The following is a 24,475-nucleotide window of genomic DNA, read 5'->3' as shown; positions in this document are numbered from 1 at the left end:
GATTTGCCGCAGGCGTCCGATCCGTCCTAATTCCTCCCTAATTTCTCTTCTATGTGGCGAAGCGGAAAAGAGGTGAGCGATGGTCAAATTTATTCATCGGAACATGGCGTTCGTAGTGGCAATGGTCATGACTGCGCTCGCCATAGCCGGATACAACGCGATTTCCCTGTTGGTGAGACATCACCATGCAGCGCTGCACGACATCCATCGTGCAGTCTCGGTGCTTGTTCTCTTCGGAGTTTTTTACGTCGTCGTGCGCTATGTTCAGGCATTGCCGGAAGACGCTGACTAGAATTCTGCAGAAGTCAAATTGACAATGCCGCACCGCGAGGCTGCAGGACGATCTCGCGATCAAAGACTTTTCTCTGCGACAGGCTCGGAACAGCAAGGCCGGTAACCGCATGTCTGCGATTGCCGGCCTTGGCATATTCGCGGTCAGGCCGCTAACGAGCCTTCGAGGGACGCGTAGCGGCTGCCTTTTCCACCATGGCGGTGACCTCGGCGCGCCGAGCGCCGGACAGCGGCAGCCGCGGCATGCGAACACGCTCGGAGCCACGGCCCATGATCTGCTCGGCGAGCTTGATCGACTGGACGAGATCATGCTCGGCATCCAGATGCAGGAGCGGCATGAACCAACGATAGATCCGGCGTGCCTCTTCCCAGTCGCCGCGCTCGGCGGCGGCAACGAGCTGTACGGATTCTTCCGGGAAGGCGCTGGTAAGGCCGGAAACCCAGCCCTTGGCACCGAGCATCAGCCCTTCGAGCGCAACATCGTCAAGACCGGCGAAGATGTCGAAGCGGTCGCCGAAGGTATTGATGAGGTCGGTAAAGCGGCGCGGATCCGGCGCGCTTTCCTTGACGGCCTTGATGTTTGGCACCTCGGCGAGGGCCTGCAGCACGTCGGCGCCAATATTGACGCGATAGGCCGGCGGGTTGTTGTAGAGCATGATCGGCAGCGAAGTGGCTTCCGCCACGGTGCGGAAATGCGCGATCAGCTCCTCCGGCTTCGGAACATAGACCATGGCCGGCAGGAGCATCAGCCCATCGGCGCCGAGTTTCTCGGCGTCGCGGGCATAGGCGACGGCACGGCGCGTATCGAATTCGGAAACGCCTGTGACGACCGGAACGCGGCCGTTCACCACCTCCACCGCGGCCTTCAGGATCGTGCGCTTCTCATCCGGGTCCAGCGAATTGTTCTCGCCGCAGGTTCCCATGACGATCAGGCCGTTGACGCCGTCGTTGACGAGCGCGTCCTGGACGCGCTGCGTCGCCGCCAGATCCACGGACAGATCTTCGTTGAATTGAGTCGTCACGGCGGGGAATACGCCCTTCCATCCTGTCGTCATTTTGGGTCCTCGATTGAAAGTGCTTGCGTTATATACAAATTGTCGACAGAATTCAAGAATGGCTGAACGACAAATATCGGTCGATTGCTTGCGATTGCTGAAAGCCGTCAAAACGACATAGAAAGACATTTATTTCGAAGAAGGATAGCGCATGCGAAATGAGGCGGAGAATGTGCGGGTACGGGGCTCGGGCACGCAGAGCGTCTATGTCACCTTGCGCAGGGAAATCCTGTCGATGGCGCTCGAGCCGGGAAGTCAGCTCGACGAAGTCCGTCTTTCCGAACGCTTCAAAATGTCGAGGACGCCGGTCCGAGAGGCGCTGCTTCGGCTTGCCGGCGAAGGGTTGGTGACGACGCTTCCGAACCGCAACACCATCGTCGCGATGATCGACTTTGCCAGCCTGCCCACTTATTTCGAGGCGCTGACGCTGATGTACCGCGTGACGACGCGCGGGGCGGCGGGACGGACGGATGCCGAAATCATGCAGCGCGTGCGCGCCCGACAGAAGGAATTCGCCGATGCCGTGACTGCCCGCGATGCCTTCGGCATGATCGAGGCGAACCGCGAATTTCATGTCGCCATCGCCGAACTTGCCGGCAATTCCTATTACACAACGTTCTTTGCACGGCTGCTGGACGAGGGCCGGCGTATTTTGCGTCTTTACTACTCGACCTTCGATGATCGCCTGCCGCGTCAATATGTGGACGAGCACGAGGAGATGATCGCCGCTATCGAGGCCGGCGATGTCGAGCGCGCCGACCGTTTGGCGATCGATCACGCGGCGCAGATCGTGCGCCAGATCCAGGAATACATCGCCCGAGATCTCGAACGTCCGCTTGCCATCGAGATCCCGTGAGGCATTTTCCTATCGAAATATTTGCCCAAAACCGCATTAACGTCGATTCAACAAGCGGTGTCAGCCGCATGAGAGTCGCGCGCAACAGGAACTGGAAAGCAAGATGACATGGTCTCATCCCGTCCCCGGCATCACCGATGACGAGAGGCAACTCCGGCTGGCACGCTTGAGAAACGCGCTGGAGGCGAACGGAATTGCCGGCATGCTGCTCGGATCGACGGAAAGCCTGCGCTATTTCACCGGCCTCGTCTGGCATCCGAGCGAGCGATTCCTTGGCGCGTTCGTCACGCCAGCCGCACTTTATTATATCGTTCCGGGTTTCGAGCGCAGCCGCGTGGAGACATTGCCGCATCTGCCTGGTGAAATCCTGGTATGGGAGGAGGAGGAAAACAGTGCCGGACTCGTGTCACGCCTGCTGGGTCAAGCCGGCACGCTTGCACTCGACGACGAACTGCCGCTCTTCTTCTATCACATGCTCACTGCGAAGATTGGCGCCGGAAGATTGAGGGACGGCGGCCAGATCATCCGAAGCCTGCGGCGCATCAAATCTCCAGCCGAGATCGCTCTTATCCAGTATGCCATGAACCTGACGCTCGATATCCAGAAGCAGGCGCATGCGCTGATGAAGCCAGGTATCAAGGCTTCAGAGGTCATCGACTTCATCGACCGCCGGCACCGCCAGGCAGGCGCAGACGGCGGCTCGACCTTCTGCATCGTTTCCTTCGGGACGGCGACTTCTCTGCCGCACGGTGCCGATGGCGACCAGACGCTTGACGCTGGCGACGTCGTGCTTGTCGATACCGGCTGTCAGATCGACGGCTATCATTCCGATCTTACCCGGACCTATGTGCTCGAAAGCGGCAACTGCGAATTCGAAGCGGCTTGGGCGATCGAACGGGAAGCCCAGCAGGCGGTCTTCGATGCGGCGAAGCTCGGCGCGCCCTGTTCGAGCCTCGACGATGCCGCGCGCAGGGTGCTGTCAAAACACAGTCTTGGACCAGATTACCGCCTCCCTGGGCTGCCCCACCGCGCCGGCCACGGCCTCGGTCTGCAGATCCACGAAGAGCCCTATATCGTGCGCGGCAACGCGACACCGCTTGCCGCCGGCATGTGCTTTTCCAACGAGCCCATGATCGTCTTTCCCGACAAATTCGGCGTTCGGCTGGAGGATCATATCTACATGACGGCGGAAGGGCCGCATTGGTTCACCAATCCCGCCAAAGGGCCGGCCGAGCCGTTTTCGTAATTGACGGCCGCATTCGACAAGGCTGACGGGAACGCAAACACTCGCTTGCGACTTTCAATTCGAGGTGTGCGTCTCTTCGGAACCAAATCCACGTTTCTGTAGTTTACTGGGGCGACTCGAAGACCGAAATGGCATCTGCGAAAGCATGGTTCGCAATATTGAATGCGTTTGGTCATTGATGCAGTCAGAAATGCGGAGGCGTCTTGTTGAGATTTGAAAAGATTGCGCGCGATTTTTCCGGGCGGAAAAAGGTAGAAACTGAGCTCAGGCGGAGTGAGGAGCAGTTTCGCATTCTGGTGCAGGGTGTCGCGGACTACGCCATCTATATGCTCGATCCCCAGGGTTATGTCTCCAGTTGGAACCTCGGCGCGCAGCGGATCAAGGGCTATACGCAGCAAGAAATCCTCGGCCAGCATTTTTCCCGGTTCTACACGGAGGAAGATCGCGCCACGCAACTTCCCTGGAAGGCGCTCGATATCGCCGCCAAGGAGGGCCGGTTTGAAAACGAAGGCTGGAGGGTCCGAAAGGATGGATCGCGGTTCTGGGCAAGCGTCGTCATCGATGCTCTGCGTGATGACGACGGATCGCTTCTAGGATTTGCGAAGGTCACTCGCGATATCACCGAAAAGAGAGAAGCACAGCGCAAGCTGGATGAGATGCGGGAAGAACTGTTCCAAGCGCAAAAGATGGAAGCGGTCGGCCAATTGACCGGGGGAATGGCCCATGACTTCAATAATTTACTAATGGCCGTACTCGGGAGTTTGGAAATCGCGCGCAAGCGGGTTGCTGACAATTCCGACATCACTCCATTGATCGACAATGCCATTCAGGGCGCCCAGCGCGGCGCCGCACTGACCCAGCGCATGCTCGCCTTCTCACGGCGCCAGGAGCTCAAGATCGAGGCGCTGAATGTGATCGAATTGGTTCACAATATGACCGACCTGCTGCAGCGCACGATCGATGCTTCCATAACGATCGAAACACGTTTTCCCCTCAGCCTCCCGAAGGTGACATCTGATCCGAACCAACTTGAAAATGCTCTATTAAATCTTGTCGTGAATGCGCGTGATGCGATGCCAAAGGGCGGGTTGCTTGTCATTGCCGCCGAACTTCGGGAGATTGCCAAGGACGAAGCAGATTACCCGAAAGTGGGAGCCTATGTGTGTCTCTCCGTCAGGGACGAGGGCGAGGGAATGGACGATGCGACGCTTGCCAATGCGACGACGCCGTTCTTCACGACTAAGGGCGTCGGCAAGGGAACAGGTCTCGGACTGCCTATGGTCGACGGATTGATGGCGCAATCTGGCGGTAAGCTGATCCTGAAATCGCGGAAGGGCGAGGGAACCACGGCCGAACTTTGGCTTCCTCTTGCAGCGGAAACGGAGATGTGGAAGGAGGAGCCGGCGATAGAGGCCATGCCGTCAGGCGGAGGACCATTCAATATTTTGGCGGTGGACGACGATGCGCTCGTCCTGATGAATACGGCGATCATGCTGGAGGATCTCGGCCATACCGTGTTGCAGGCTTATTCGGCAGAAGAGGCGTTGAAGCTGCTGGAGAATCGCAACGACGTCCATCTCGTCATCACCGATCATGCCATGCCAAGGATGACGGGTTCTCAACTCGCCGCGGCGGTCGCCGAGCGGCGGCCGGGTTTGCCGGTCGTCCTTGCCACCGGCTATGCCGAGCTTCCGGCGGGCTGCAACAACGATCTGCTCCGCCTGCCGAAGCCGTTCAATCAGGGCCAGCTTGCCGCAGTGATTGCCAAAGCAGTGGCGGAGGCACCAATAGCCGGCACTTTGGCTGCTGCCGGCAAGGCATAGGCATCGCCGAGCAACATCCCTCCGTTCACGCGTTTCCGTAGGCGAGCTTCGGATACCAGTCCCTGGCCCGTCCCTCGGGCGTCATGTCAAGGATCGTCCAAAGCGGCATAAGATCGGGCGCGCCGCGCGGATCCTGGCCGGGATCGGCAGTCACCGGACCCATCTCCTCACTCCAGAAATGCCGGATCGTTCCATCTCTGCGGGTAAAGACATTGACGGCGGCATTGTCGTTGCCATTGGCGCCGAGCGCACGGTAATCGCGGCTGTATTCGCCGGTCGGGTCGGAATAGAGCGGCAAATTCTGCCAGCGGCGCTCCGTCTTGAAATCAAGTAGTCTTTCGATCGGTGATCTGGCCACGACGGCAATCGCCATTCGCTGTTCGATATCGAGGATTTCGCCCTCCAGCGCCGAAAGAAGCGCGGTACACATTGGGCAGGGCCGCGCCCGTTCCGGTCCGAACATATAGCTATAGATCAGCAGGGTTTCCTTATCGTCGAACAAATCCTCGAATTCGACAGGACCGTCAGGGCTGATGAACTGGTAGTGCTTCTTCACCGTACCGCCCGGCGGCAGTGCGCGCCGTTGCGCTGCGACCCGCTCTATATGCCGCCGAAGTTCGATCTCCTCCGCCAGCAGAGCGTTCCGTGCCTGCCGGTATTCGTTGGTTTCGTTGGGAAACCTGGCTCCGTTTCTCTGCGCCAGTTCTGCCGCAGGCGTATATCCATCTTCGTTGATCATGATGTCCTCGCGGTGCGATTCATGGGCCGATACTTAGTCGTATGGCAGTCGCGGAATTCGACTTGACGCCGGAGAAAACCCGATTGCCGATCGAAAGTTCCAGCATTCGGCGGGACATTGGATCAATAGGAATCAATGAGCGGCGGAGCGGACCCTCGTGGTGTCATCCCATTCAACCTCCGATAATTCCTCGTTCTCGAGCATCGGCGCGTCCATGACATAAAGATAGCCGTCGAGCATGTCGCAGGCGCGCTCGGTGGCGTCTATCTTTGCCTCTGTTTCGCTGATCGCAGACGCGATGGCCTTGATGCGGGCGCGCAGCATATGGCCGACGACATCCTTGCCGGGGCGTTTTCCCAAGCGATCCAGATGGAGGCGGATGCGGTCGGAATGACGTTCCAGTTCGCTTTTGCTGAAGTGGGCCTTGCGGATTTCTTCCAAGAGGCTGGCGCGCATATGGGCGACCGGATCGAAGGTTCCGGGCTCGCGCTCGTCCAGGACCATATCGGTGATGAGCTTCTCGATGGCGACCAGTGCCTGCAGATCGACGGCGTCGGTCAGCTCGACATCATAGCCGGTATCGTCAAACAGCTTTCGGCGCACCGGGTCCAGAAGCAGCTCATAGGCCTTCTGCAGCCGTCCGAAGGCATCGACGTCGCCGCCGGAATCCGGATGCGCCGACTTCGCCCGCTTGCGATAGGCGGTCTTGATCTGCTCTTCGCTCGCATCGCGTCCGATGCCGAGAATCTCGTATGGATCGGTCACTCCAACTCCTGCTGCCGCTTAGCCCCGTCCAAAGTCCTGAAGCCCTTATGCCGTCGATGATTTCGGCAGAACGCAGGGCCCGCCGAAGGGCGGTTCGTATCCGTCCCCCGTTTCTTCTCTATCATCACCGAGGCAGAGTTTGGACAAAAACTGTCATGACAAGGCGCAGAAACATTCCTTCTGTTGAAAGCCGCAGGTTTTTGAAGGATTTTGCACGGGATTTCCCATGATCGGAAAACCATGCGGATCATCGCGGCCCGATCACATCAGGCTGACGAATGTGAGACGAAGACTCCTAAGACCGTCCTCGCATTATGCGTGTGATCTCTTCCGCCGGAACGGGTCTGCTGAACAAGTATCCCTGGATGGCATGGCATCCCGCCCCCGATAGAAAGCGGGCCTGCTCTTCCGTCTCCACGCCTTCTGCGATCACGTCCAGTTCCAGCGAGCGTGCCAGCGACACGATCGCGGATGTGATCGCCATATCGTCGGCATCGTCCGGAATATCGGCGATAAAGGACCGGTCGATCTTGAGGCGTGACAACGGGAAGCGTTTCAAAGTGCTCAGGCTGGAATAACCCGTGCCGAAATCGTCGATCGCGAGACTGACGCCGAGGGCGTTCAGTTCATGCATTTTCATGATCGCCCCCTGAACGTCGCGCATTAGAAGGCTCTCGGTGACCTCGATTTCGAGCCACTGCGGTTCAAGGCCACTCTCGGCGAGGGCCGCGGCCACCTGCCGGGTCATGCCGTGTTCCTGGAACTGCCGGGCGGACATATTGACGCCGATCTTCACCGGAGGCAGTCCCTGTTCCTGCCATTTTTTTGCTTGGCCACAGGCCTTGCGCAGGACAATCTCTCCGATCGGAACGATGAGGCCGGACTCCTCAGCAAGCGGAATGAAGTCTCCGGGGAAGACAAGCCCGTCGGTCGGATGATTCCAGCGCACGAGCGCCTCCACGCCGATAATCTCGCCGGAGGTCATGTCTTTCTGCGGCTGGAAGTGCAGGACGAACTCATCCCGTTCGACGGCGCGCCGAAGCTCCTCCGAACGTCCGAGCTTTTGCCGCGCTTTCTCCGCCATTGCCGGATCGAACACCTGGATGCTGTTCCGGCCATTCTCCTTGGCGCGGTACATAGCCATATCTGCGTTGGCGAACAGTTCCGTGGCCGTATTGCCATGTGCGGCAAAGCAGGCCATTCCAATGCTGCATGTAAGCTGCAGGTCCATTCCGGCCAAAGTCAGCGGCCGCGCGACGGCCTCGCGAATGCGCGCCAGCCAGGAGACGAAGTCTTCTTCGGTCTGTTCGAGCGCCAGAATGAACTCGTCGCCGCCAATGCGCGATATCATATTGCCATGCCCGATCTCCTGAGAGATCCGCCTCGCTACGATCTTGAGCAGCTCGTCGCCAGCCGCATGACCGAGGCTGTCGTTCACGAGCTTGAAGTTGTCGATGTCGAGGAAGACGACCGCGACTTTCCGCGACGTTTTGCCGGCCCGCCGCAGCATATCATCGAGCTTTCGGTCGAGCAGTGTGCGGTTCGGCAATCCGGTCAGGGCATCGTGCTCGGCAAGGAAGATGATTCGCTCGGCATCATAGTGACGATCGATTGCGATACCGATCGTTTGTGCGACGCCCGTCAGGAACTCCCACACGCTCGCTTCATAGCTGAAAGATACCTGGACGGCGAGTATGCCATGCTGTCCGCCGTCACCTGATGAGATTGCAAGGCGGCGCCACGATGTCGGGTTGTCGAGGACATCGGCCGGCAAGATAGAAGCGGCGCGTGCGGATGGGGACGCCGCCGCGATATAGAGTTCCTGGTTCCCTTCGTCGTGCAGGAGTATGGCGGCTGCCATACCGGGGATGACCTCTTCGAGCAGATCGGTGACGTCACTGAGGAATGGATCAAGACGTATTCCCTTGGCGACCGCCTTGAGAAGCTGCGCCTGGGCCTTCATCAGGCTTTCCCCGCGTTTGCGGGCCGAGATATCCCGCGATGCCCCAACGACACCGATCACCTTTCCGGTTTTGTCCCTGAGCGGAACGCGCGACATCATCAGCCAGCCTTCGCCTCTCAGGCGACGCTCCTCGAATCCGAGATGGGGTTCACCGCTCTCCATCACCCGTCGTTCGATGGCATCTATCGCCTCGGCCGCCGCCGAAGGATGAATATCGTATTCAGTCTGCCCGACCATATCCTCTACGCGCTCAAGCCCATTGTTCAGCACGATGGCCCTATTGGCGAAGAGGAAGCGGCCTTCCAGATCCTTTGCATAGATGTAGTCGGGCACATGGTTAATCATGGCCTCGAGCCAGTCATAACGCTCCGCGAGACTGGGCTCATTGGATTGCGGAAGCTCCCCCGCCAAGCGCCTGTGCGCAATGGGCTCCTCGGCATCCGCCGATGCCGTCTCCGTAACCTGTTTTCCAACTGCCGCCTTGTGCATGTTTCCCTCACAATCCACGCTACGTTACACTGTGAGCAAATCGTTATGTATCAGTGAAGGGTTCGCTGCAGGAGCGGGGCATGTCAGCCTTCTGTGGCGACATCGTAAATTAGTGGTTGACGACAGTGCTCTCGTCCAAAAATTCCCTCATGTCACAAGATGTTGCGCACCACACAGATGCGCCTCGCCTCCAACGACGGAGACGAGGCGCTGTTGCCTTGTAGAGAATGCCTAGAGCGGCTCAGCGTTTCACGGAATCGCTTCTCCGCTCTATCCTTTTGTTTTTACGCATTCCGGACGGAAAACCGCTTCGCACTTTTCCTGGGACTGCTCTAAGCAGCCGAGAACGGTACGGCCACGAAGGTCTTGTCGCCGCCGCGTTCGATCAGCAGCAGGACCGATTTGCGGCCCGCCTTGCCGGCTTCAGCGACCGCGTTCTGAACATCATGGGCGTCGTGAACCGGCCGGTCGTTGACCGAGACGATAATGTCGCCCGTCTGGATGCCGGCAGCGGCGGCCGGCTTGTCCGGATTGACACTTGCGACGACTGCGCCCTCGGCATTGCGCGGAAGGTTCAGTTGCTCCCGCAAATCGGGAGTCAGGTTAGCGAGACCGACACCGATGCTCGGCTGATTGGACGGCTGAACCTTGCCGTCGCCCTTGTCGTTGGCGGCCTGCTTGCTGTCGTCATTACCGCCAACGGTGACGTTCACATCCATGCTCTTGCCATTGCGCCAGACGGTGAGCGACCGTTTGTCACCCGGGGAAAGATCGGCAACCAGGCGCGACAGATCCTTAGGCGTTTTGACGGTCTCGCTACCGACGGCCGTGACGATATCGCCGGTCTTGATGCCGGCACGGGCAGCCGGCGTTCCGTCATTGACACTGGCGACCAAAGCGCCCTGCGGCTGCGAGAGGCCGACGGCATCGGCGACATCGGCCGTGACCGGCTGAATGGCGACGCCGAGATAGCCGTGATCGATCGAGCCGTTCTTTTCAAGCTTGGCGACGATCACCTTGGCTTCGTCGGAGGGAATGGCAAAGCCGACACCGACGCTGCCGCCATTCGGCGAGTAGATAGCGGTGTTGATGCCGACGACATTGCCCTCACGGTCGACCAGCGGGCCGCCGGAGTTGCCGCGATTGATCGGAGCGTCGATCTGGATGAAATCGTCGTAGGGGCCGCTGTGCAGGTCGCGGCCGCGGGCTGAAACGATGCCGGCGGTGACGGTCGTGCCGATACCGAAGGGATTGCCGATTGCCAGAATCTGGTCGCCGAGCTTCAGCTTGTCCGAATCGCCCCAGGCGATGGTGGCGAGCGGCTTCGGCGCTTTGACCTTGAGCACAGCGAGATCGGACTTGGCGTCGGTGCCGAGAAGTTTGGCCGGCAGTTCGGTGCCGTCATCGAGCGTCACTTTGATATCGGTGGCATTTTCAATGACGTGATTGTTGGTGACGATGACGCCGTCCGGGCTGATGATGAAGCCGGAGCCGAGCGCCATGGCGCGCTGCGATTGACGATGTTGCGGCGTTTGTTGCTGCGGGAAGGGTATGCCCTGGTTCTCGAAGAACTGGCGGAATTGCTCATCCATCGGGGAATCCCCGACATCCGCTCCGGTATCGACCTTCATCGTGGTGGTGATGGTGACGACTGCCGGCTTGTCAACATCGACGATCGGCGCAAAGGAGCCGGCAGGTGCTATGATGCCGCTAGGTTCGGCGGCGGCTATGGCAGTGGGTGGGCTGAAGGCGAAGGGCAGGGCGCCTGCGCCGACGACGATGGCCGCTCCGATAATGGCTGCGGCGCGATGCTTGCGAAGTAGATTTGACATGGCAAATGTCCCTTACGAGATCGTTGCGATATGGCGACTTGGGCCCATGTCGGGAACCAGGCGTCGAACGGAGTGCCGTTTCTATTCCTTCTGCAGAACTGCGACTGTTCGAAATTACTACGGAATTTGCAGTAGAAAGAAAAACTGGCGCAGATGATTTATAGGATCTGCCTGATCGGTTTTACAAATTAAATATTGATCATATTTATATTGCAATTTTGTAAGATATTACCGGAATTTAATGTTTGAGCGCCGGAATTTATCCATATTTATTGTTAAGCACCATCCGCCTGAGGCCAGCGCTTCAATGCTTCCGAACCAAGTTCGGTCAGGGCGTAAATGCCGCGATCGACACGTTCGAACCAGCCATAGACGTTGTGTTGCAGGATCTTGGCTGCTTCAGGAGCGTTGGCGCGAATATCTCTGGGACGCTGCTGTCCGTTCTGGATTGCCATCGCACAGGCAAGTGCCTGCTGGCGGTAGGCGGTCATGATCGGCGCGCGCGTGCTGCCGCCGAGCGCGGGATCGCCTTTCCGCCGCCTATGTTCCTCAACAAGACGTGATCGCCTGCGGATATTCTTGCGTGGTATCGGCGCAACCGGGCTGACGATGATGTCGACGGTGCCGTTGTCCGAGACGGCCAGCATGCCGAAACCGAGGCGGCGGCAGAGATCGCGAAAACGGCGGTCGCTTTCCCGGCCCTTGCCTTTTGCCGAGACACGGGCGGCAATCCATACTTCATCGCTTGCCACCGCGCGATCGACCGCCTGCAGCACGAGTTCGAGATTGAAGGCCAGCTTCAATTCGCAGATGACAACGACGGGCGGCTCATCATTACTCAAGCCGACAAGATCGCAGTTGCCGATTTCGCCCTTTACCGTGTAGCCGGCTGCTTCCAGGAAATTCTTGATCGGAAGATAAAGCGCCGTCTCCAAATCCTGCCCTCTGCTTGATCGATGGTCATCGCTATTTTACGTGATTCGCAATGGCAGAAAGTCGACCGCCGCTCGTGGTGCAGCCTGTCTCCTGCGCCGCCAACTACAAAATTGGGGGGCGAGCCGCTCTAGGTGGCTCTCTTCGCGGTTACGCTTCGAAATTCAGCTCGACTTCGGAAATGGCAATCGATGCCGACAATAGGGGCTGACGGATACGTTTGCCGAAGTGCCGCTTGAAGCCGAAGACATTGCTGATCAGGCTTTTCGTAAAGAGACCGGGGCCGCTCGAATAGATGCGCCAGCCGCCATCGACGGCGATATCGCCTGCCTTGACGCGACCCCAATCATGCGATGCCTGATAACGATCGGCGAAGGCGGCGTCGCTGCTGCTGAAATAGGTGTTGCGCTGGCGCAGCGATGCATGGTCGAGCCGGCCGCTGATCGCGATCGGATTGGCGAGCGCCAGCGCGTTCCAAACGCCTTCGGCATCTCCTTCAATGGCCAGCGCCTCGCAATAGCGCAGATGCGCGTGCACATACATCAGCCCGATCTCGCGCCCAAAGAAGGACGAGGATTCGGCGCGGCGGAACAAAGTCTCGGGGCCGCCGGCATAGGTCGCCGGCTTTTCCATCAGTCTCACGCCATCCGGGAAAAGGAGATTGTCCTCGATCAGCTTCATGTGCTGATGCCGCTGCTCCGGCGTGAAAAGACCACCCAGCATCGGCTGCGTCATGGCGATCAGCGAATAATGCAGACCGGTACGGGTATCCTGCGGATGCAGCAGCAGCTCGACACCATCATGGCTCGGATCGAAGACACCGTAACCCGCGACGATGCCGTCCCGCATCAGGAGGCGGTTGAAATCACTGCGCATGGCGGCGGCGGTTTCCTTGAGCGTCTCCGCCTCTTCGCCGCGGCTCGCCAGCGTCAGAATGGCGGCATAGCGCACCAGTTGCTCGTAAAGCAGCGAAACGGTCCAACTGCTCACCATCCAGTCGCGCAAGTGCGGATCGGCCGGTTGCAGGCTGTCGTTCCAATCGCCTTCGCCATAACGGATAAGGCTGGTGCCGGGTACGAAACGGCTGCGCACGGTGTCGAGCAGCTTTTCGACATGCGCCGAAATCGTCGCCGTTTCTTCGGTCCGTTGCATGGTGTCGTCAGCGCGCCACGGCACGGTTTCAGTCAGGAAAGCAAGATCTCCCGTCGTCTCGATATAATCGCAGAGTGCTTTCAGCGGCCAGACGACGATATCGCCGTGGCTCTCGCCGGCGCGGATATTGGCATAGGGTTCCAGCATGAACCATTGCGGCCAGTCGCCCCGGTCACGATATTGCTCGGAAAAGACAGTGCTCAGAACCTGCTTCACCTCGGCATCATGTTCATAGGCGAGCAGGAATTCCACCGGTCCCTGGCAGACGTCGCGCGTCCCCCAGGCAGCACCCGTATATTGTTCGAGGCCGTGCGGCACGCTCAGATGCACGATCGCGTCATGCGCAAGCCAGGGCAGCATCACTGCCTGCGCGGTAAGATCCGGCCCGTCGCCTTCGATGCGCGCGCCGCGGATCACATGGCTCCAGAAGTTCTGTGCAGGAGTGAGCATTTCTTCGCTGCTGACGCCGGCCTTGTAACGCGCGGCAAGACGTTTGCCTTCCGCCGTATCGGTCATCGACCCGGTGACGGCGAAGCTGAAGCTTTGGGTCAAGCGCGACTTCAGCGCGATGAAAGGGCCATTGCGCGACGTGCCGTCGCTGTAAAGAAGCTCATCGCCGCCAACAGCCTCGAAAGCGTCCGGCGTCGAGGTGACGAGATGGTAGGCGGCATTTGGATAGCGATCCCAAAGCCAGGACGGTTGGGGTCGGAACGATATCTGCTTGGCCGCGGCATCGATCTCGATGTTTGCGACGGCTTCATAGTCACGCTCGCCGAGCACGATATGGCCGAACACCAGAAAACGGCAGGCCGCGCCTTCGACGGTTACCGTCCACCGCATCGACGGGTCGTCGCCGGAAGCGATTGCCGTCACCGTGATCGTACGGCCGGCGAGCTGGTAGATCCAGCGGACATCACTCAACCCGATGTCGAAAGCAGCGGGGACGCCAAGCAGGCGCCAGCCTTCGCCGAGATCCACCAGGATACGCAGGCCGCTCGCCCGCGTCAGATTGTAGGGGTCGCGGGAGACCGAGAAGAGCTTGTGGAAGGATGTATTGCCGATCGTCAATTGGGCAGCGAAGATGCCCTGCATCCAACAGGTTGCGGCCAGCGTCTGATCGTCCAGCAGCATATTCTGGCCGCTGCGGACAATGGCGCCGTGACGGCGAGCCACGACGCGCTCTTTCTCACGCAGAACGATGTGACGGTTAAGCGAGCCTTCCGGCACGAAGAAGGAATAAAGCTGGCCATCGATGCGTTCTTCCAGCATCCGCTTGGGATAAAGCCGCTCGATCGTAGCTTCGTCCAAAGGCTCGGTCACGAATAGCGGCGCATCCTGCACCAGGCTCCGAACGGGCGTATTCCCGGCAATCTCGGTTTTAGCCAGTTCGCTGAGAGCCTGCGGTAAGACGTCAAGCCTTGCAAGGTCGGCATCGCTGGAGGCTGCGGGGTGATCGGCAACGAATAGGCCGAAGAATGTTGCGGCTGCGGCAGTGTTTGGTGTGAGCGCGAGCGGCTTCGATTGGATTGCCGGGCACGCAACCTCGTGCTGCCGGCGCATGCTCGGCAGGCTTACGCCAAAGCCCGGCACCATCTGAGCATCGCCGGTTGGGGCGGGCACCACCAACTGAATCACGTCCGTAGCGTAAGCTGCCGCGCCCTGGAGGCAACCTTGCGCCAGCCAAGGATTGCGCCCGCCGCCTTGTTTAAGATTTTGCCGGTTCATCACGACCGGTCCGAAAGCGGAGTGCTCGGCAACGTGGTGGTCGATATATTGCGAAGCATAGGCTTCGCTGTTCATCAGGAAACCGCGATCGCCAAGGCCGACGTCCTGCACCAGCACGAGATCGGCCGAAAGCGCGTCGCCGGTCGCATTTTCGAGCGAAACCCGCCAAAACCAGGCGCTTTCGCTAGAATGGAGCTGCAGCCGCACCGTATGCCTGATGCCAGCGGTTTCGCCGCTCCAGCAAAAGCCGACCTCGTCACGGCCGAAACGCACCGCGGCCTTTGGACCGACGATTTCGGCGACCTCAGGCCGCGAACCGCCGACGCGAAGATAGAGGCGCCCGATACCGCCATAGACGGGTGATCCGAGCACCTGGTTGATCATGACGCTGCCCTGCTGGTCGGCAAAGTCGATGGCAAACAGCGTGCCGTTCGGCAGCGCCGAAACCGACAGACCGGCACTATTGGAAAGCGTGGAAAGACCGAGTTCTTCGCGCCGTGGCGTCTGAAAGCTGCGATTGGATTCCAAGGACATAAGCGGTTTCTCGCTGATTCATGGGTCGGGTGAGCGATACTAGATCACAAGCCGCCGCTCGATCATAGGAGACAATTTGCCGTTTCAGATCGCAAAGTTTAGCGCGAGCCGTTTCGGCCTGTGACCGGCCTCACCGAGGCCGGGCTGTACCTGCGACCTGATTGGCCGTGCGAACGACAGAGGAAAGATCGGCATCGTCCCAAGCCTCTTTCGACACGCCCTTGATGCGAAACGTCTTGCTCTCGCCCGGCATCAAATTGACCAGCATATCATCGACCTCGGCATTCGGGCTGATGCGGTCGGCAAACAGGCAGAGATCGCGCAGGAAGGATTGCGCCGTGATCGTGACGGCGGTACCGTCGGCGATCTGTTCCGCCTGAAGCTCGAAACGAGGCTCAGGATATTGAAGCTTCATATCCTTTTCGAAAAACCACCATGCTTCAGCATCGCCGAGACGGGTGCGCAGGAACTCGCGTTCAGCATTGCCCGGCGTCGCGACATCCTTGGGGATCGAGATTTCGGCATTTTCGAAACGGTCGCAGAGGATGCGCCAGACCGAATGGCGGGCGAGTAGCGTGCCGTTGAAATCGAAGCGCTCAATGGTGAAAGGGACGCGCCAGAACAGGGTCGTGTCGTTAATGGCGACGGCGGCAAGACCGTCGCCGCGCGGCTGGATGGTGAGGAGATGCGGCGCATAGCTGTTGCGCAGCGCGTACCAGAGCGGTTTCTTGCGGCCTGCGCCGTCGACTGCCGCCCAGGAGGTCACCGGCCAGCAATCGTTAAGCTGCCAGACGATCGCGCCCATGCAGGTGGGGCGATGCGACCGCAGGTGGTCGACCCCGAGGCTGATGGCGCGCGCCTGGTTGAGTTGCGTGACGAAAAGCCAATCGTCGAAGTTTTCCGGAGCGGGAAACCAATTTTCCAATCCCTTGATCAGCTTGTCGTTGCCGCTGGTCGCCTTCTGGTGATGCAGGACGCCGGGGGAGGCGGGCGCTCGGTTTTTCTCCCGCACGGATTCGGTCAGCGTCGCGTAGGTCGGCGGCGCCTGCCAGCCGAATTCGGAGCAGAAACGCGGAATATAGTTGCGGTAGGTCTCGTAGCCGACTTCGTTCCAGACGTCCCAGATGTGCTTGCAGCCATGCTCGTCGGTGTTCAGCGCAATATCCATCGAGCCGGAATAGGGGCTTCCGGGCCAATAGGGTCGCGTCGGATCAATCTCGGCAACCAGTTTCGGCAGCAGATCGAGATAATAACCGGCGCCCCAGGGGCGATTGGCGAGCACATCCTGCCAACCCCAGTCGAAATAGCCCCAGATGTTTTCGTTGTTACCGTTCCAGAGCACGAGCGAGGGATGCGGCATCAACCGGGTGATCGCCTCGCGCGCCTCCGCCTCGATCTCGCCATAGACCGGCTCCTCCTCAGGATAGGCAGCGCAGGCGAAGAGGAAATCCTGCCAGACCATGATGCCGGCGGCATCGCACTCTTCGTAGAAGATATCGGTCTCGTAAATGCCGCCGCCCCAGACGCGAAGAATGTTCATATTGGCGTCACGTGCCTGGGCGATCCGCTCGCGATAGCGTTCCCGGGTCACTCGCGGCAGGAAGCAATCCTCCGGAATCCAGTTGGCGCCACGGGCAAAGACCGGCACGTCGTTGACGACGAGGGTAAAGGCGGAGCCTATATCATCGGGCGTGGTGTCGAGGCGCACGGAGCGAAAGCCGACGCGTCGTTGCCAGCGATCGAGCGTCGCCCCGTCGGAGCCCAGAAGCTGAAGATCGAGATCATAGAGCGGCTGCTCGCCGAGCCCGTGCGGCCACCAGATTTCGGGATTGTCGATGCGGCATTCCACCAGGGCATGCGTTTCGCCCTGCGCAATCCGGACTTCGGATCGCTTGCCGCCGATCGACATCACCAGAGCCGCGCTATCCGTGCCTTCGGCCGCCCATTCGGTCTCGATGCGCAGGCGTGCGACACCGTCACTGCCTTGCAAGGTGATTTCCGGGCGGACAATGGCAAGCCGCGCCTTCGACCAGCTCTCGATGGCGATCGGCTTCCATATGCCTGAGGTGACGACGCTTGGACCCCAATCCCAGCCGAAATTGCAGGCCATTTTGCGAATGAGGTTGCCGGGACCCGGATAATTGGCAGGGATATCGGCGGACGAACCGAGCGCACTGCGGATCGCCTCGCCATGGGCGTAGGCGGAATCGAAATCGACAATCAGCTCGTTCCGGCCTTCCTTGAGATGCTCGCGAATGTCGAACCGATAGCTGCGGTGCATATTGCTTGTCTCGCCGAGCAACGTGCCGTTCAGCTCCAGGCGCGCCGCCGTATCGAGGCCGAGGCAGGAGAGATCGACCCGATCCGCCTTCTCCTTGTTCCAGTCGAACGCCACCCGATAGCGCCAGGCCGAACGGCCGATCCAGTCCTGGGAGATTTCGTTGACATCGAGATAGGGGTCGGTGATCAGCCGGGCCGACTGCAGATCGAGATGGACATTTCCAGGCACAGCGGCCGGGATTGTTGAGGGCAGGGAGGGCGCCGTGGACGGTGCGCGAAGGCGGGAAACGGTCCAGCCCGTGTCGAGTGCCAGCTTCTTCATGATTGTCGGTCCGTCATGAAAGGGATTGTGTCAAATCTGTCGTGGCTCTTTGGGCTGAATGAACTGTAGCCCGGCGTGGAGATGACGATTCATATGGTAGGCATAGGCGATGCGATCCCGCTCTTTCAAAGCAGCGATGATGTCGCAATGTTCGTCGTAGGCGCTTTCGACCGCGATGCGGGACCGCTTGCCGGCCTCCATCAGCCGCTGCAACAGTGGCTGCAGAATACTGTAGACCTGTGATAGCGTATGGTTATCGGCAAAGCTGATCAGCTCGGCATGGAACTTGAAATCGAATTCCGCCGCCTCCGACAGTTCCGGCGCCTTTTTCATGGCGTCGTTGATGGCTTCCAGCCGCGCAATGCCGGCTTCGTCGATAGTCTGAAACAGCAGATCGGAGAGATTGACCTCGATCAACCGACGAAAACCCTGGATATCCAGGAAGCTTTCGGCGGACATGTCGATGGCGAAGGAGAACAGTTCCATCAGCGCCTGTTGGCGGCGGTCGGTGATGACGGCGCCGACCTTTTGCCGGCTTTCGACGATGCCGTAGGCCTTCAGGATGCGGATCGCTTCGCGCACGGTATTGCGGCTGCTGTTGAACATCGCCGCCAGCTCGATTTCCGAGGGCAGGGCGTCGCCGAGCCCGAGATTGCGCTCGCGCATCAGCCGCCGGATCGCATCGACCACCTGGTCTACCGCCGATCCCTTATCCTCGATCTCAGCGGTTTCCATTGCCATCTGTCCTCCGACTGTCAAGAAGATATTGTTGGTCAATAAGGGATGTCAAGAAGGGAGGAGGATAGACTTTCGCCGACTTATGGCTATGTTGACCAACAAATAAGGGAGGCATGGCATGGAGAGCTGTTGGCGCTGGTTCGGGCCGAGAGATCTCGTTCCACTCATTCACGCGCGTCAGGCCGGCGCAACGGGTATTGTCACCGCACTGCACGAAATCTCCCATTCCCGCGTGTGGACGCCTGAGGAGATCGAGGCGCGCAAGGCCCTTGTCGAGGCAGCGGGCATGCGGTGGAGCGTCTGCGAATCGATCCCGGTTCCAAGCGCCATCAAGCTCGGTGGCGCCGGCGCTGTCCAGGCGATCGGTGTCTGGAAGGATACGCTGGTCAATCTCGCCCGAGCCGGCATCAAGACGATCTGCTACAACTTCATGCCTGTGGTCGACTGGACGCGCACCGACCTGCGCTTCGAGATGCCGACAACGGCGCTTGCCCTGCGTTTCGACATGGTGGAATTCGTCGCCTATGACGTCTTCGTCTTGCGCAGGAAAGGTGCTGAGGCGAACTACGGGCCGGAGATTTTGCAGCGTGCCGAGGAGCGGCTGAAGGGGCTCTCGGAAGAAGCAGTTCGCAGGCTGGAGAGCAATATCATCGCCGGACTTCCGGGCGGCGAGGATAGCTACGGGCGCGAGGCGATCCGCGCTGCCATCGAATCCTTTGAAGGACTGACGGCTGGGGATCTGCAGGCGAACCTCGACAATTTTCTGCGCGAGGTCGCGCCGGTCGCCGCTGACGTTGGAGCAAGGCTCGCCATCCATCCCGACGATCCTCCGATTTCGCTCTTTGGTCTGCCGCGAGTGGTTTCGACGGCGGCGGATATCCGCCGTATCGTCAGTAGCGTTGATCATCCGGCCAACGGTCTGACGCTTTGCGTAGGTTCCCTCGGTTCGCGTGCCGACAACGACGTACTCGCCATCGCCCGCGAATTTGCATCGCGCATCAATTTTGCACATCTGCGCGACGTGGCGATCGAGCCGGACGGTTCCTTTGTCGAAGCGGCCCATCTGGAAGGGCGCAGCGATATGTACGCGATCCTGCGCGTGCTCCTGACGGAGGAGGCCCGCCGCCACACCGATGGCCGGCCGGACCACCTCATTCCGATGCGCCCGGACCATGGACACCTGATCGGCGATGATGTCGATAAGCCGACCAATCCCGGCTATTCGCTGATCGGCCGGCTCAAAGGCCTGGCGGAGCTGCATGGCGTCATCCATGCGATCGGCAAAGCCGACGAGTTCTCGAAGAGCTTTTAGAGATTGGAAAGGGAACCAGTCGGACAGGCTGAAGCCTCGGCCGAACGCCAGCCGCGGCAACAGGGTGCTCTATCCGCGTTCAGCGGGGCGCTCGGCAATTTCGACAGGCGTCTTCATGATGATCTCGCGATGCGGGAAGGGGATCGAAATCCCTGCTTGCTTGAAGGCGTCCCATAACGCCATTAGTACCTCGCCGCGAATGTTGGTCAGTCCATTACTCGGATCAGAAATCCAGAACCTCAGCTTGAAATCGAGCGAAGATGATCCGAAAGCTGTCATCCAGCATACCGGTGCAGAATAGGTATTCGCGATCCGAGGGATGCTCCTTGCCGTTTCTATGGCGATGCGCACGACATCATGCGGGTCGCTGTCATAAGATGTTCCAAAATCGACTTCGATACGGACGAAGTCGCTGGAAAACGACCAATTCACCACTTGTTGCGAGATAAAGTCCTCATTCGGGATGAGATATTCCTTGCCGTCTCTGGTGATCACCGAGACGAAACGGGAGCGCAGATCCCTGATCGAGCCGAAAGTTTCCCCGAGCGAAATCGTGTCCCCCGGCTTGATGGACTTGTCGAGCAGGATGATGACCCCGGAAATGAAATTCGATACGACCTTCTGTAAACCGAAACCGATGCCGACGCCCACTGCGCCCGAGAAGACGGTGAGGGCGGTAAGGTCAATCCCCGTGGCCGACAGGGCTATTGCCCCTGCCAGTATGATCAAGCCGATCTTGATGAGCTTGCTGATGAGTACCTTGAAAGAGGGGGAAAGGTCCGTGGACCGTTGAACCCAATGAGAAGAGACGTTTCCCATCAGTACGGCAAGCCAGACCAGCGCAACCGCCAGAACGATGGCTTTCATGATCAGGAGCAGTGAAAGCTTTACCGCGCCGATCCTGACCGCAGCACTGTCAAGGGCTCCAAGGACGGGGCCGTCAAGCCCAACGGTGTAAAGAGCGATGTAACACCAGCTCGCTATCGCGACGACGCGTGCGAGGGTCTGATTGCGGATGATCCTCGTTAGCACCGCTATGACGAACCACGCCGCCGTAAGGGTCAGCGCCGTTTCGACAAGCCATCGATGGGAGGGCCACGCATAGCGCGATAGAGCCCCTTCCACCAGCCACAACCAAACAATCAGGAAGAGCCAACGCAGACGTCTCAGGAAGGCGACAATAACGCGCAGCAGGTCCGGGTTTCCCTTGATTTTGCGTGCGCGCGCGTCGAAGACTGGCTCTATTCGTTTTGCAGAGAATGCCGAAAGAAAGAAACCCAGGACGATCAATCCGCACTGGTAGAGTGTCCATTCATTAAGAAGAACAGTCCGGATCCAAGCCTCAGTTTCTCTGAAGATTTCCTCGAAACTCACCACCTAGCCCTCTCTTGCTCGGTGCTTGCGCCCGACAACCGGCTATCAGTCATTGTTCCCTATGAAACGTAGCACCTGCGCAGTTACGGCTCTACAGCATCATGTCTTTTCAGACGCGTGAAGGTCGTTTTGGCATTTTGAACTGCGGCCTGTTTCTATCGTACCGATTTGAGGAACCGTGCAGTAGTAGGGCGTTATGGGCAATTGCTAAAGCTACCGATGCTGCGCCAAAGGAGAATGCACCGCTGGCGGTATCGATATGATCGAGGCTGCCCTTGGAGCCGTTGCTCCCTGCGTCTTTTCGAGAAGATGGCAGATGCCGGCTCCCAACAGGGGTTCGCTAAAAATCGGAAAAAACTGGCGCCGCCTGTCGGAAAACATCACCGTCTACCGTCCTTAGAACAGCCCGTCCAGTTGGGCACATCAGCAAAATCCGTTCCGAGGAGACGATCATGACCGATGCAGCAGAACAAACGCAATCAGAGCAGCCCAAAGTGCCGGTGCTTGGCGGCTTGGTGCCTTATTTGACGGTGGACGGCGCAGTGAAGGCCGCCGAGTTCTACAAACGCGCCTTCGGCGCCGAACAGGCCTTCATGTATCCGGCCGACGAGCAGGGCCGGACGATGCATATCCATCTTTATATCAACGGGAGTTCGTTGATGCTCGGCGACGCCTATCCGGAACACGGTCACCCGCTGGAAAAGCCGCAGGCTTTTACTCTGCAATTGCTTGTCGACGACATCGATGCCTGGTGGCAACGCGCCGTCGATGCGGGTGCCGAGGTCGTCATGCCCATCGAGGTAATGTTCTGGGGCGACCGCTGGGGCCAGCTTCGCGATCCCTTTGGCATCGTCTGGGCCATGAACGCGCCGGTCCAGAAATAAACTTTGCAGAGCAGGACCTGGGTCCGAAGAGTTCGAATCCAGGTCAATCCGAGAGCAGCGTCCGCGTTAGCGGATGTATCGGATCGGTCAGGCCGTCCAAGATCGTGAAATGATTTTGATCCGGCTCGACGACGGCGGCGGTTGCCGCTCCAAGGCCGGTCCAGATATTGGCAAGCAGGGCATTCTGGCGGATGAATTCGGCGCGTTCCGCGCCTCCGACCCAGCAGGTGAGGCGGACATTTTCCGCGGGCTCAAGCAGCGCCGGGCTTTCGGCCATGGCTTCGGCGGCATCGATGCGCAGATATTCGTTCATGGATCTCTTCATGATCGGGCGCAGGTCGTGCAGTCCAGAAATGGAGACCACATGGCGGATGCGTGCCTGGATTGTGGTGGCGAGCGGAGAGGTCGTGGTCACCATGCGGGTTGCGAGTTGGCCGCCGGCAGAATGTCCGGCCAGCATCAGGGGGCCATCGATCATATCGGCGGCGGTGCCGATCGCTGCGGCTATCTCCTTGGCGATGCCTGTGAGGCGGATCTCGGGACAAAGCGTGTAGGAGAGGATGGCGACCGCGTAGCCATTGGCGACAGGCCCGGCGGCGAGATGCGACCAATAGCTCTTGTCGAGTTCCAGCCAATAGCCGCCATGGATGAAGACCACCAATCCCTTTGGCTTCTCGGCGGGCAGGAAGAGGTCGAAGCGATTGCGCTCATGAGGCCCATAGGCGAGGTCGAGTTTGGCGCGACTGGTCGCGGCCAGGCTATCGCGGAAAGATTGTGCCGGCTCGACCCAGGCTGCCGGCCAGCGATCACCGCCGACCACATAGGCGTCGCTGGTATAGGCACTTTCCCAGTCGGTAATTCTGAAATAATTCATCGCCCATCTCTCAGCTTTGCGAGCGCCAATCCGGTATCAGGTCACGGTCGACCGCACGACAAAACGCGCATCCTTCCACGATCCGTTGGCGAGAATATCCTCCAGCACTTCCGCCGCCTGCCAGACGTCGCGATAGCCAACATAAAGTGGCGTGAAGCCGAAACGGAGGGTGGCGGGCGCGCGGAAATCGCCGATCACGCCGCGTTCGATCAAGGCCTGCATCACTTCATAGCTGTTGCTGTGCGTGAAGGAGACCTGGCTTCCGCGCCTTTCGCTGTCGCGCGTGGTTTCCAAGACGACGCCATATTGGCCGCATTTCGCCTCGACCAACTGGATGAAGAGATCCGTCAGCGCGATGCTCTTCTTGCGAAGCGCGCCCATGTCGACTTCATCCCAGACGCCGAGCACGCCCTTCAGCGCTCTCAGCGACAGGATCGGTTGCGTGCCGCAGAGGAAGCGCTTGATGCCTTCGCCACCGGCAAAATTCTGCTCGAAGGCGAAGGGGCGGGCATGGCCCCACCAGCCGCTGAGCGGTTGGGTGATCGCGTCGTGGTGACGATGAGCGGCGTAGATAAAGGCCGGCGAGCCGGGGCCGCCGTTCAGATATTTATAGGTGCAACCGACCGCGAAATCGGCATCCGCGCCGTCGAGATCGACCGGCAATGCGCCAGCGCTGTGGCAGAGATCCCAAATCACCAGCGCGCCGGCCTCGTGGATCCGGCGCGTCAGCGCCGGCATGTCGCGCAGCTCCCCACTCTTGTAGTTGACGTGATTGATCAGGACGACAGCGACCTGATCGTCAATCAACTCTTCGATATTGTCCGCATCCCTGCCTTCGAGGCGAAGGGTAACGCCGGGCCGCGTCGAGGCAACGCCTTCGGCCATGTAGAGATCGGTCGGAAAGCTATCGCCTTCCGCGACAATGACGCTGCGGCCCGGACGCATGGCGAGTGCGGCGTGCAGGGTCTTGTAGATGTTGATCGAGGTCGAGTCCGTGACCACGGTCTGCCCGGGTGCGGCGCCGATCAGCCGGCCGATACGGTCGCCGAGTTCGAGCGGCAGGTGGAACCAGCCGGCCCTGTTCCAGCTACGGATCAGGCCGTTGCCCCATTCCTCCGTCGCTGCCTGCTGCAATTCGGCGAAAACATCATGCGAGGCGGCCCCAAGCGAATTGCCGTCGAGGTAGATGACACCTTCGGGCAGGGCGAAGCGACTGCGGAAGGAACGCAGCGGATCGGCCGCATCCATGGCCTCGACAGCAGCGAGATCGGGAAGGCTGGTCATAATG

17 protein-coding genes and 1 pseudogene are annotated in these 24,475 nt (G+C 59.6%); 6 read left to right on the top strand and 12 right to left on the bottom strand.

Translation table 11 applies throughout. The features are described from left to right. The first annotated feature begins 79 nt into the window (after positions 1-79). Entirely contained in the window at positions 80-292 is a 213-nt protein-coding gene (locus tag QA646_RS22240) for a hypothetical protein (protein WP_283060409.1), read from the top strand. A gap of 151 nt (positions 293-443) precedes the next feature. Here QA646_RS22240 and QA646_RS22235 read toward each other — a convergent pair whose 3' ends face one another. Next, a complete protein-coding gene (locus QA646_RS22235; RefSeq protein ID WP_283060408.1) occupies positions 444-1,346 on the bottom strand; it encodes a dihydrodipicolinate synthase family protein in 903 nt (300 codons plus the stop codon). A 151-nt stretch (positions 1,347-1,497) separates the two neighbouring features. On the opposite strand from QA646_RS22235, the gene QA646_RS22230 reads away from it, so the two are divergent. From QA646_RS22230 to QA646_RS22220, 3 genes and pseudogenes are all read left to right on the top strand, one after another. Beyond that, entirely contained in the window at positions 1,498-2,202 is a 705-nt protein-coding gene (locus tag QA646_RS22230) for a GntR family transcriptional regulator (protein ID WP_283060407.1), read from the top strand. Between the two features lie 103 nt (positions 2,203-2,305). Continuing rightward, the gene (locus QA646_RS22225) at positions 2,306-3,448 is read left to right on the top strand and encodes a Xaa-Pro peptidase family protein (protein WP_283060406.1); all 1,143 of its coding nucleotides are present in this window, start codon (positions 2,306-2,308) and stop codon (positions 3,446-3,448) included. Positions 3,449-3,586: 138 nt separating this feature from the next. Then, positions 3,587-5,271, top strand: a pseudogene (locus QA646_RS22220) (PAS domain S-box protein); the annotation flags it as partial. 25 nt (positions 5,272-5,296) lie between these two features. Here QA646_RS22220 and QA646_RS22215 read toward each other — a convergent pair. The 8 genes from QA646_RS22215 to QA646_RS22180 form a co-directional block, all read right to left on the bottom strand. After that, positions 5,297-6,010, bottom strand: coding sequence for a DUF899 family protein (locus tag QA646_RS22215; RefSeq protein WP_283060405.1), 714 nt, complete (start codon positions 6,008-6,010; stop codon positions 5,297-5,299). Positions 6,011-6,142: 132 nt separating this feature from the next. Next, positions 6,143-6,775 (bottom strand): J domain-containing protein, encoded by a 633-nt coding sequence (locus QA646_RS22210; protein ID WP_283060404.1) that lies wholly within the window; start codon positions 6,773-6,775, stop codon positions 6,143-6,145. A gap of 295 nt (positions 6,776-7,070) precedes the next feature. After that, on the bottom strand, positions 7,071-9,227 hold the full coding sequence (locus tag QA646_RS22205) for a GGDEF and EAL domain-containing protein (RefSeq protein WP_283060403.1): 2,157 nt from the start codon (positions 9,225-9,227) through the stop codon (positions 7,071-7,073). A gap of 332 nt (positions 9,228-9,559) precedes the next feature. Beyond that, positions 9,560-11,059 carry a DegQ family serine endoprotease gene (locus QA646_RS22200; protein WP_283060402.1) on the bottom strand — a complete coding sequence of 500 codons (1,500 nt, stop codon included), beginning with the start codon at positions 11,057-11,059 and terminating at the stop codon, positions 9,560-9,562. Positions 11,060-11,334: 275 nt separating this feature from the next. Beyond that, on the bottom strand, positions 11,335-11,994 hold the full coding sequence (locus QA646_RS22195; protein WP_283060401.1) for a DUF2161 family putative PD-(D/E)XK-type phosphodiesterase: 660 nt from the start codon (positions 11,992-11,994) through the stop codon (positions 11,335-11,337). A gap of 148 nt (positions 11,995-12,142) precedes the next feature. Continuing rightward, positions 12,143-15,403, bottom strand: a complete 3,261-nt coding sequence (locus QA646_RS22190) for a cellobiose phosphorylase (protein ID WP_283060400.1) — start codon at positions 15,401-15,403, stop codon at positions 12,143-12,145. A 130-nt stretch (positions 15,404-15,533) separates the two neighbouring features. Continuing rightward, positions 15,534-18,005: a glycoside hydrolase family 2 protein gene (locus QA646_RS22185; protein WP_283060399.1), complete on the bottom strand. Its 2,472-nt coding sequence runs from the start codon at positions 18,003-18,005 to the stop codon at positions 15,534-15,536. Positions 18,006-18,035: 30 nt separating this feature from the next. Continuing rightward, complete coding sequence (locus QA646_RS22180) at positions 18,036-18,746, bottom strand: FCD domain-containing protein (RefSeq protein ID WP_283060398.1); 711 nt, start codon at positions 18,744-18,746, stop codon at positions 18,036-18,038. Between the two features lie 115 nt (positions 18,747-18,861). Here QA646_RS22180 and uxuA point away from each other — a divergent pair, with 115 nt between their 5' ends. Beyond that, on the top strand, positions 18,862-20,055 hold the full coding sequence (uxuA, locus tag QA646_RS22175) for a mannonate dehydratase (RefSeq protein ID WP_283060397.1): 1,194 nt from the start codon (positions 18,862-18,864) through the stop codon (positions 20,053-20,055). A gap of 69 nt (positions 20,056-20,124) precedes the next feature. Here the strand turns inward: uxuA and QA646_RS22170 are convergent, their stop codons facing one another. Further along, positions 20,125-21,429 carry a mechanosensitive ion channel domain-containing protein gene (locus QA646_RS22170; protein ID WP_283060396.1) on the bottom strand — a complete coding sequence of 435 codons (1,305 nt, stop codon included), beginning with the start codon at positions 21,427-21,429 and terminating at the stop codon, positions 20,125-20,127. 452 nt (positions 21,430-21,881) lie between these two features. Between QA646_RS22170 and QA646_RS22165 the strand changes: the two genes are divergently transcribed. Next, positions 21,882-22,313 (top strand): glyoxalase/bleomycin resistance/extradiol dioxygenase family protein, encoded by a 432-nt coding sequence (locus QA646_RS22165; protein ID WP_283060395.1) that lies wholly within the window; start codon positions 21,882-21,884, stop codon positions 22,311-22,313. A gap of 43 nt (positions 22,314-22,356) precedes the next feature. Here the strand turns inward: QA646_RS22165 and QA646_RS22160 are convergent, their stop codons facing one another. Both QA646_RS22160 and kynU read right to left on the bottom strand, forming a co-directional pair. Next, positions 22,357-23,187, bottom strand: a complete 831-nt coding sequence (locus QA646_RS22160) for an alpha/beta hydrolase (RefSeq protein ID WP_283060394.1) — start codon at positions 23,185-23,187, stop codon at positions 22,357-22,359. 36 nt (positions 23,188-23,223) lie between these two features. Further along, positions 23,224-24,471: a kynureninase gene (gene kynU, locus QA646_RS22155; RefSeq protein ID WP_283060393.1), complete on the bottom strand. Its 1,248-nt coding sequence runs from the start codon at positions 24,469-24,471 to the stop codon at positions 23,224-23,226. Between the last annotated feature and the right edge of the window lie 4 nt (positions 24,472-24,475).

The organism is Rhizobium sp. CB3090 (assembly GCF_029714285.1).
Classification (GTDB): domain Bacteria; phylum Pseudomonadota; class Alphaproteobacteria; order Rhizobiales; family Rhizobiaceae; genus Rhizobium.
This window is presented reverse-complemented; position numbering and strand designations above follow the sequence as displayed.

Excerpts from the sequence above, each read along its gene's own strand:
- QA646_RS22225 (WP_283060406.1), top strand. The coding sequence starts at position 2,306 with ATGACATGGTCTCATCCCGTCCCCGGCATCACCGATGACGAGAGGCAA.
- QA646_RS22200 (WP_283060402.1), bottom strand. The coding sequence starts at position 11,059 with ATGTCAAATCTACTTCGCAAGCATCGCGCCGCAGCCATTATCGGAGCG.
- kynU (WP_283060393.1), bottom strand. The coding sequence starts at position 24,471 with ATGACCAGCCTTCCCGATCTCGCTGCTGTCGAGGCCATGGATGCGGCC.
- QA646_RS22185 (WP_283060399.1), bottom strand. The coding sequence starts at position 18,005 with ATGAAGAAGCTGGCACTCGACACGGGCTGGACCGTTTCCCGCCTTCGC.
- QA646_RS22165 (WP_283060395.1), top strand. The coding sequence starts at position 21,882 with ATGACCGATGCAGCAGAACAAACGCAATCAGAGCAGCCCAAAGTGCCG.
- QA646_RS22230 (WP_283060407.1), top strand. The coding sequence starts at position 1,498 with ATGCGAAATGAGGCGGAGAATGTGCGGGTACGGGGCTCGGGCACGCAG.
- QA646_RS22180 (WP_283060398.1), bottom strand. The coding sequence starts at position 18,746 with ATGGCAATGGAAACCGCTGAGATCGAGGATAAGGGATCGGCGGTAGAC.
- QA646_RS22235 (WP_283060408.1), bottom strand. The coding sequence starts at position 1,346 with ATGACGACAGGATGGAAGGGCGTATTCCCCGCCGTGACGACTCAATTC.
- QA646_RS22160 (WP_283060394.1), bottom strand. The coding sequence starts at position 23,187 with ATGAATTATTTCAGAATTACCGACTGGGAAAGTGCCTATACCAGCGAC.
- QA646_RS22190 (WP_283060400.1), bottom strand. The coding sequence starts at position 15,403 with ATGTCCTTGGAATCCAATCGCAGCTTTCAGACGCCACGGCGCGAAGAA.
- QA646_RS22205 (WP_283060403.1), bottom strand. The coding sequence starts at position 9,227 with ATGCACAAGGCGGCAGTTGGAAAACAGGTTACGGAGACGGCATCGGCG.
- QA646_RS22240 (WP_283060409.1), top strand. The coding sequence starts at position 80 with ATGGTCAAATTTATTCATCGGAACATGGCGTTCGTAGTGGCAATGGTC.
- uxuA (WP_283060397.1), top strand. The coding sequence starts at position 18,862 with ATGGAGAGCTGTTGGCGCTGGTTCGGGCCGAGAGATCTCGTTCCACTC.
- QA646_RS22215 (WP_283060405.1), bottom strand. The coding sequence starts at position 6,010 with ATGATCAACGAAGATGGATATACGCCTGCGGCAGAACTGGCGCAGAGA.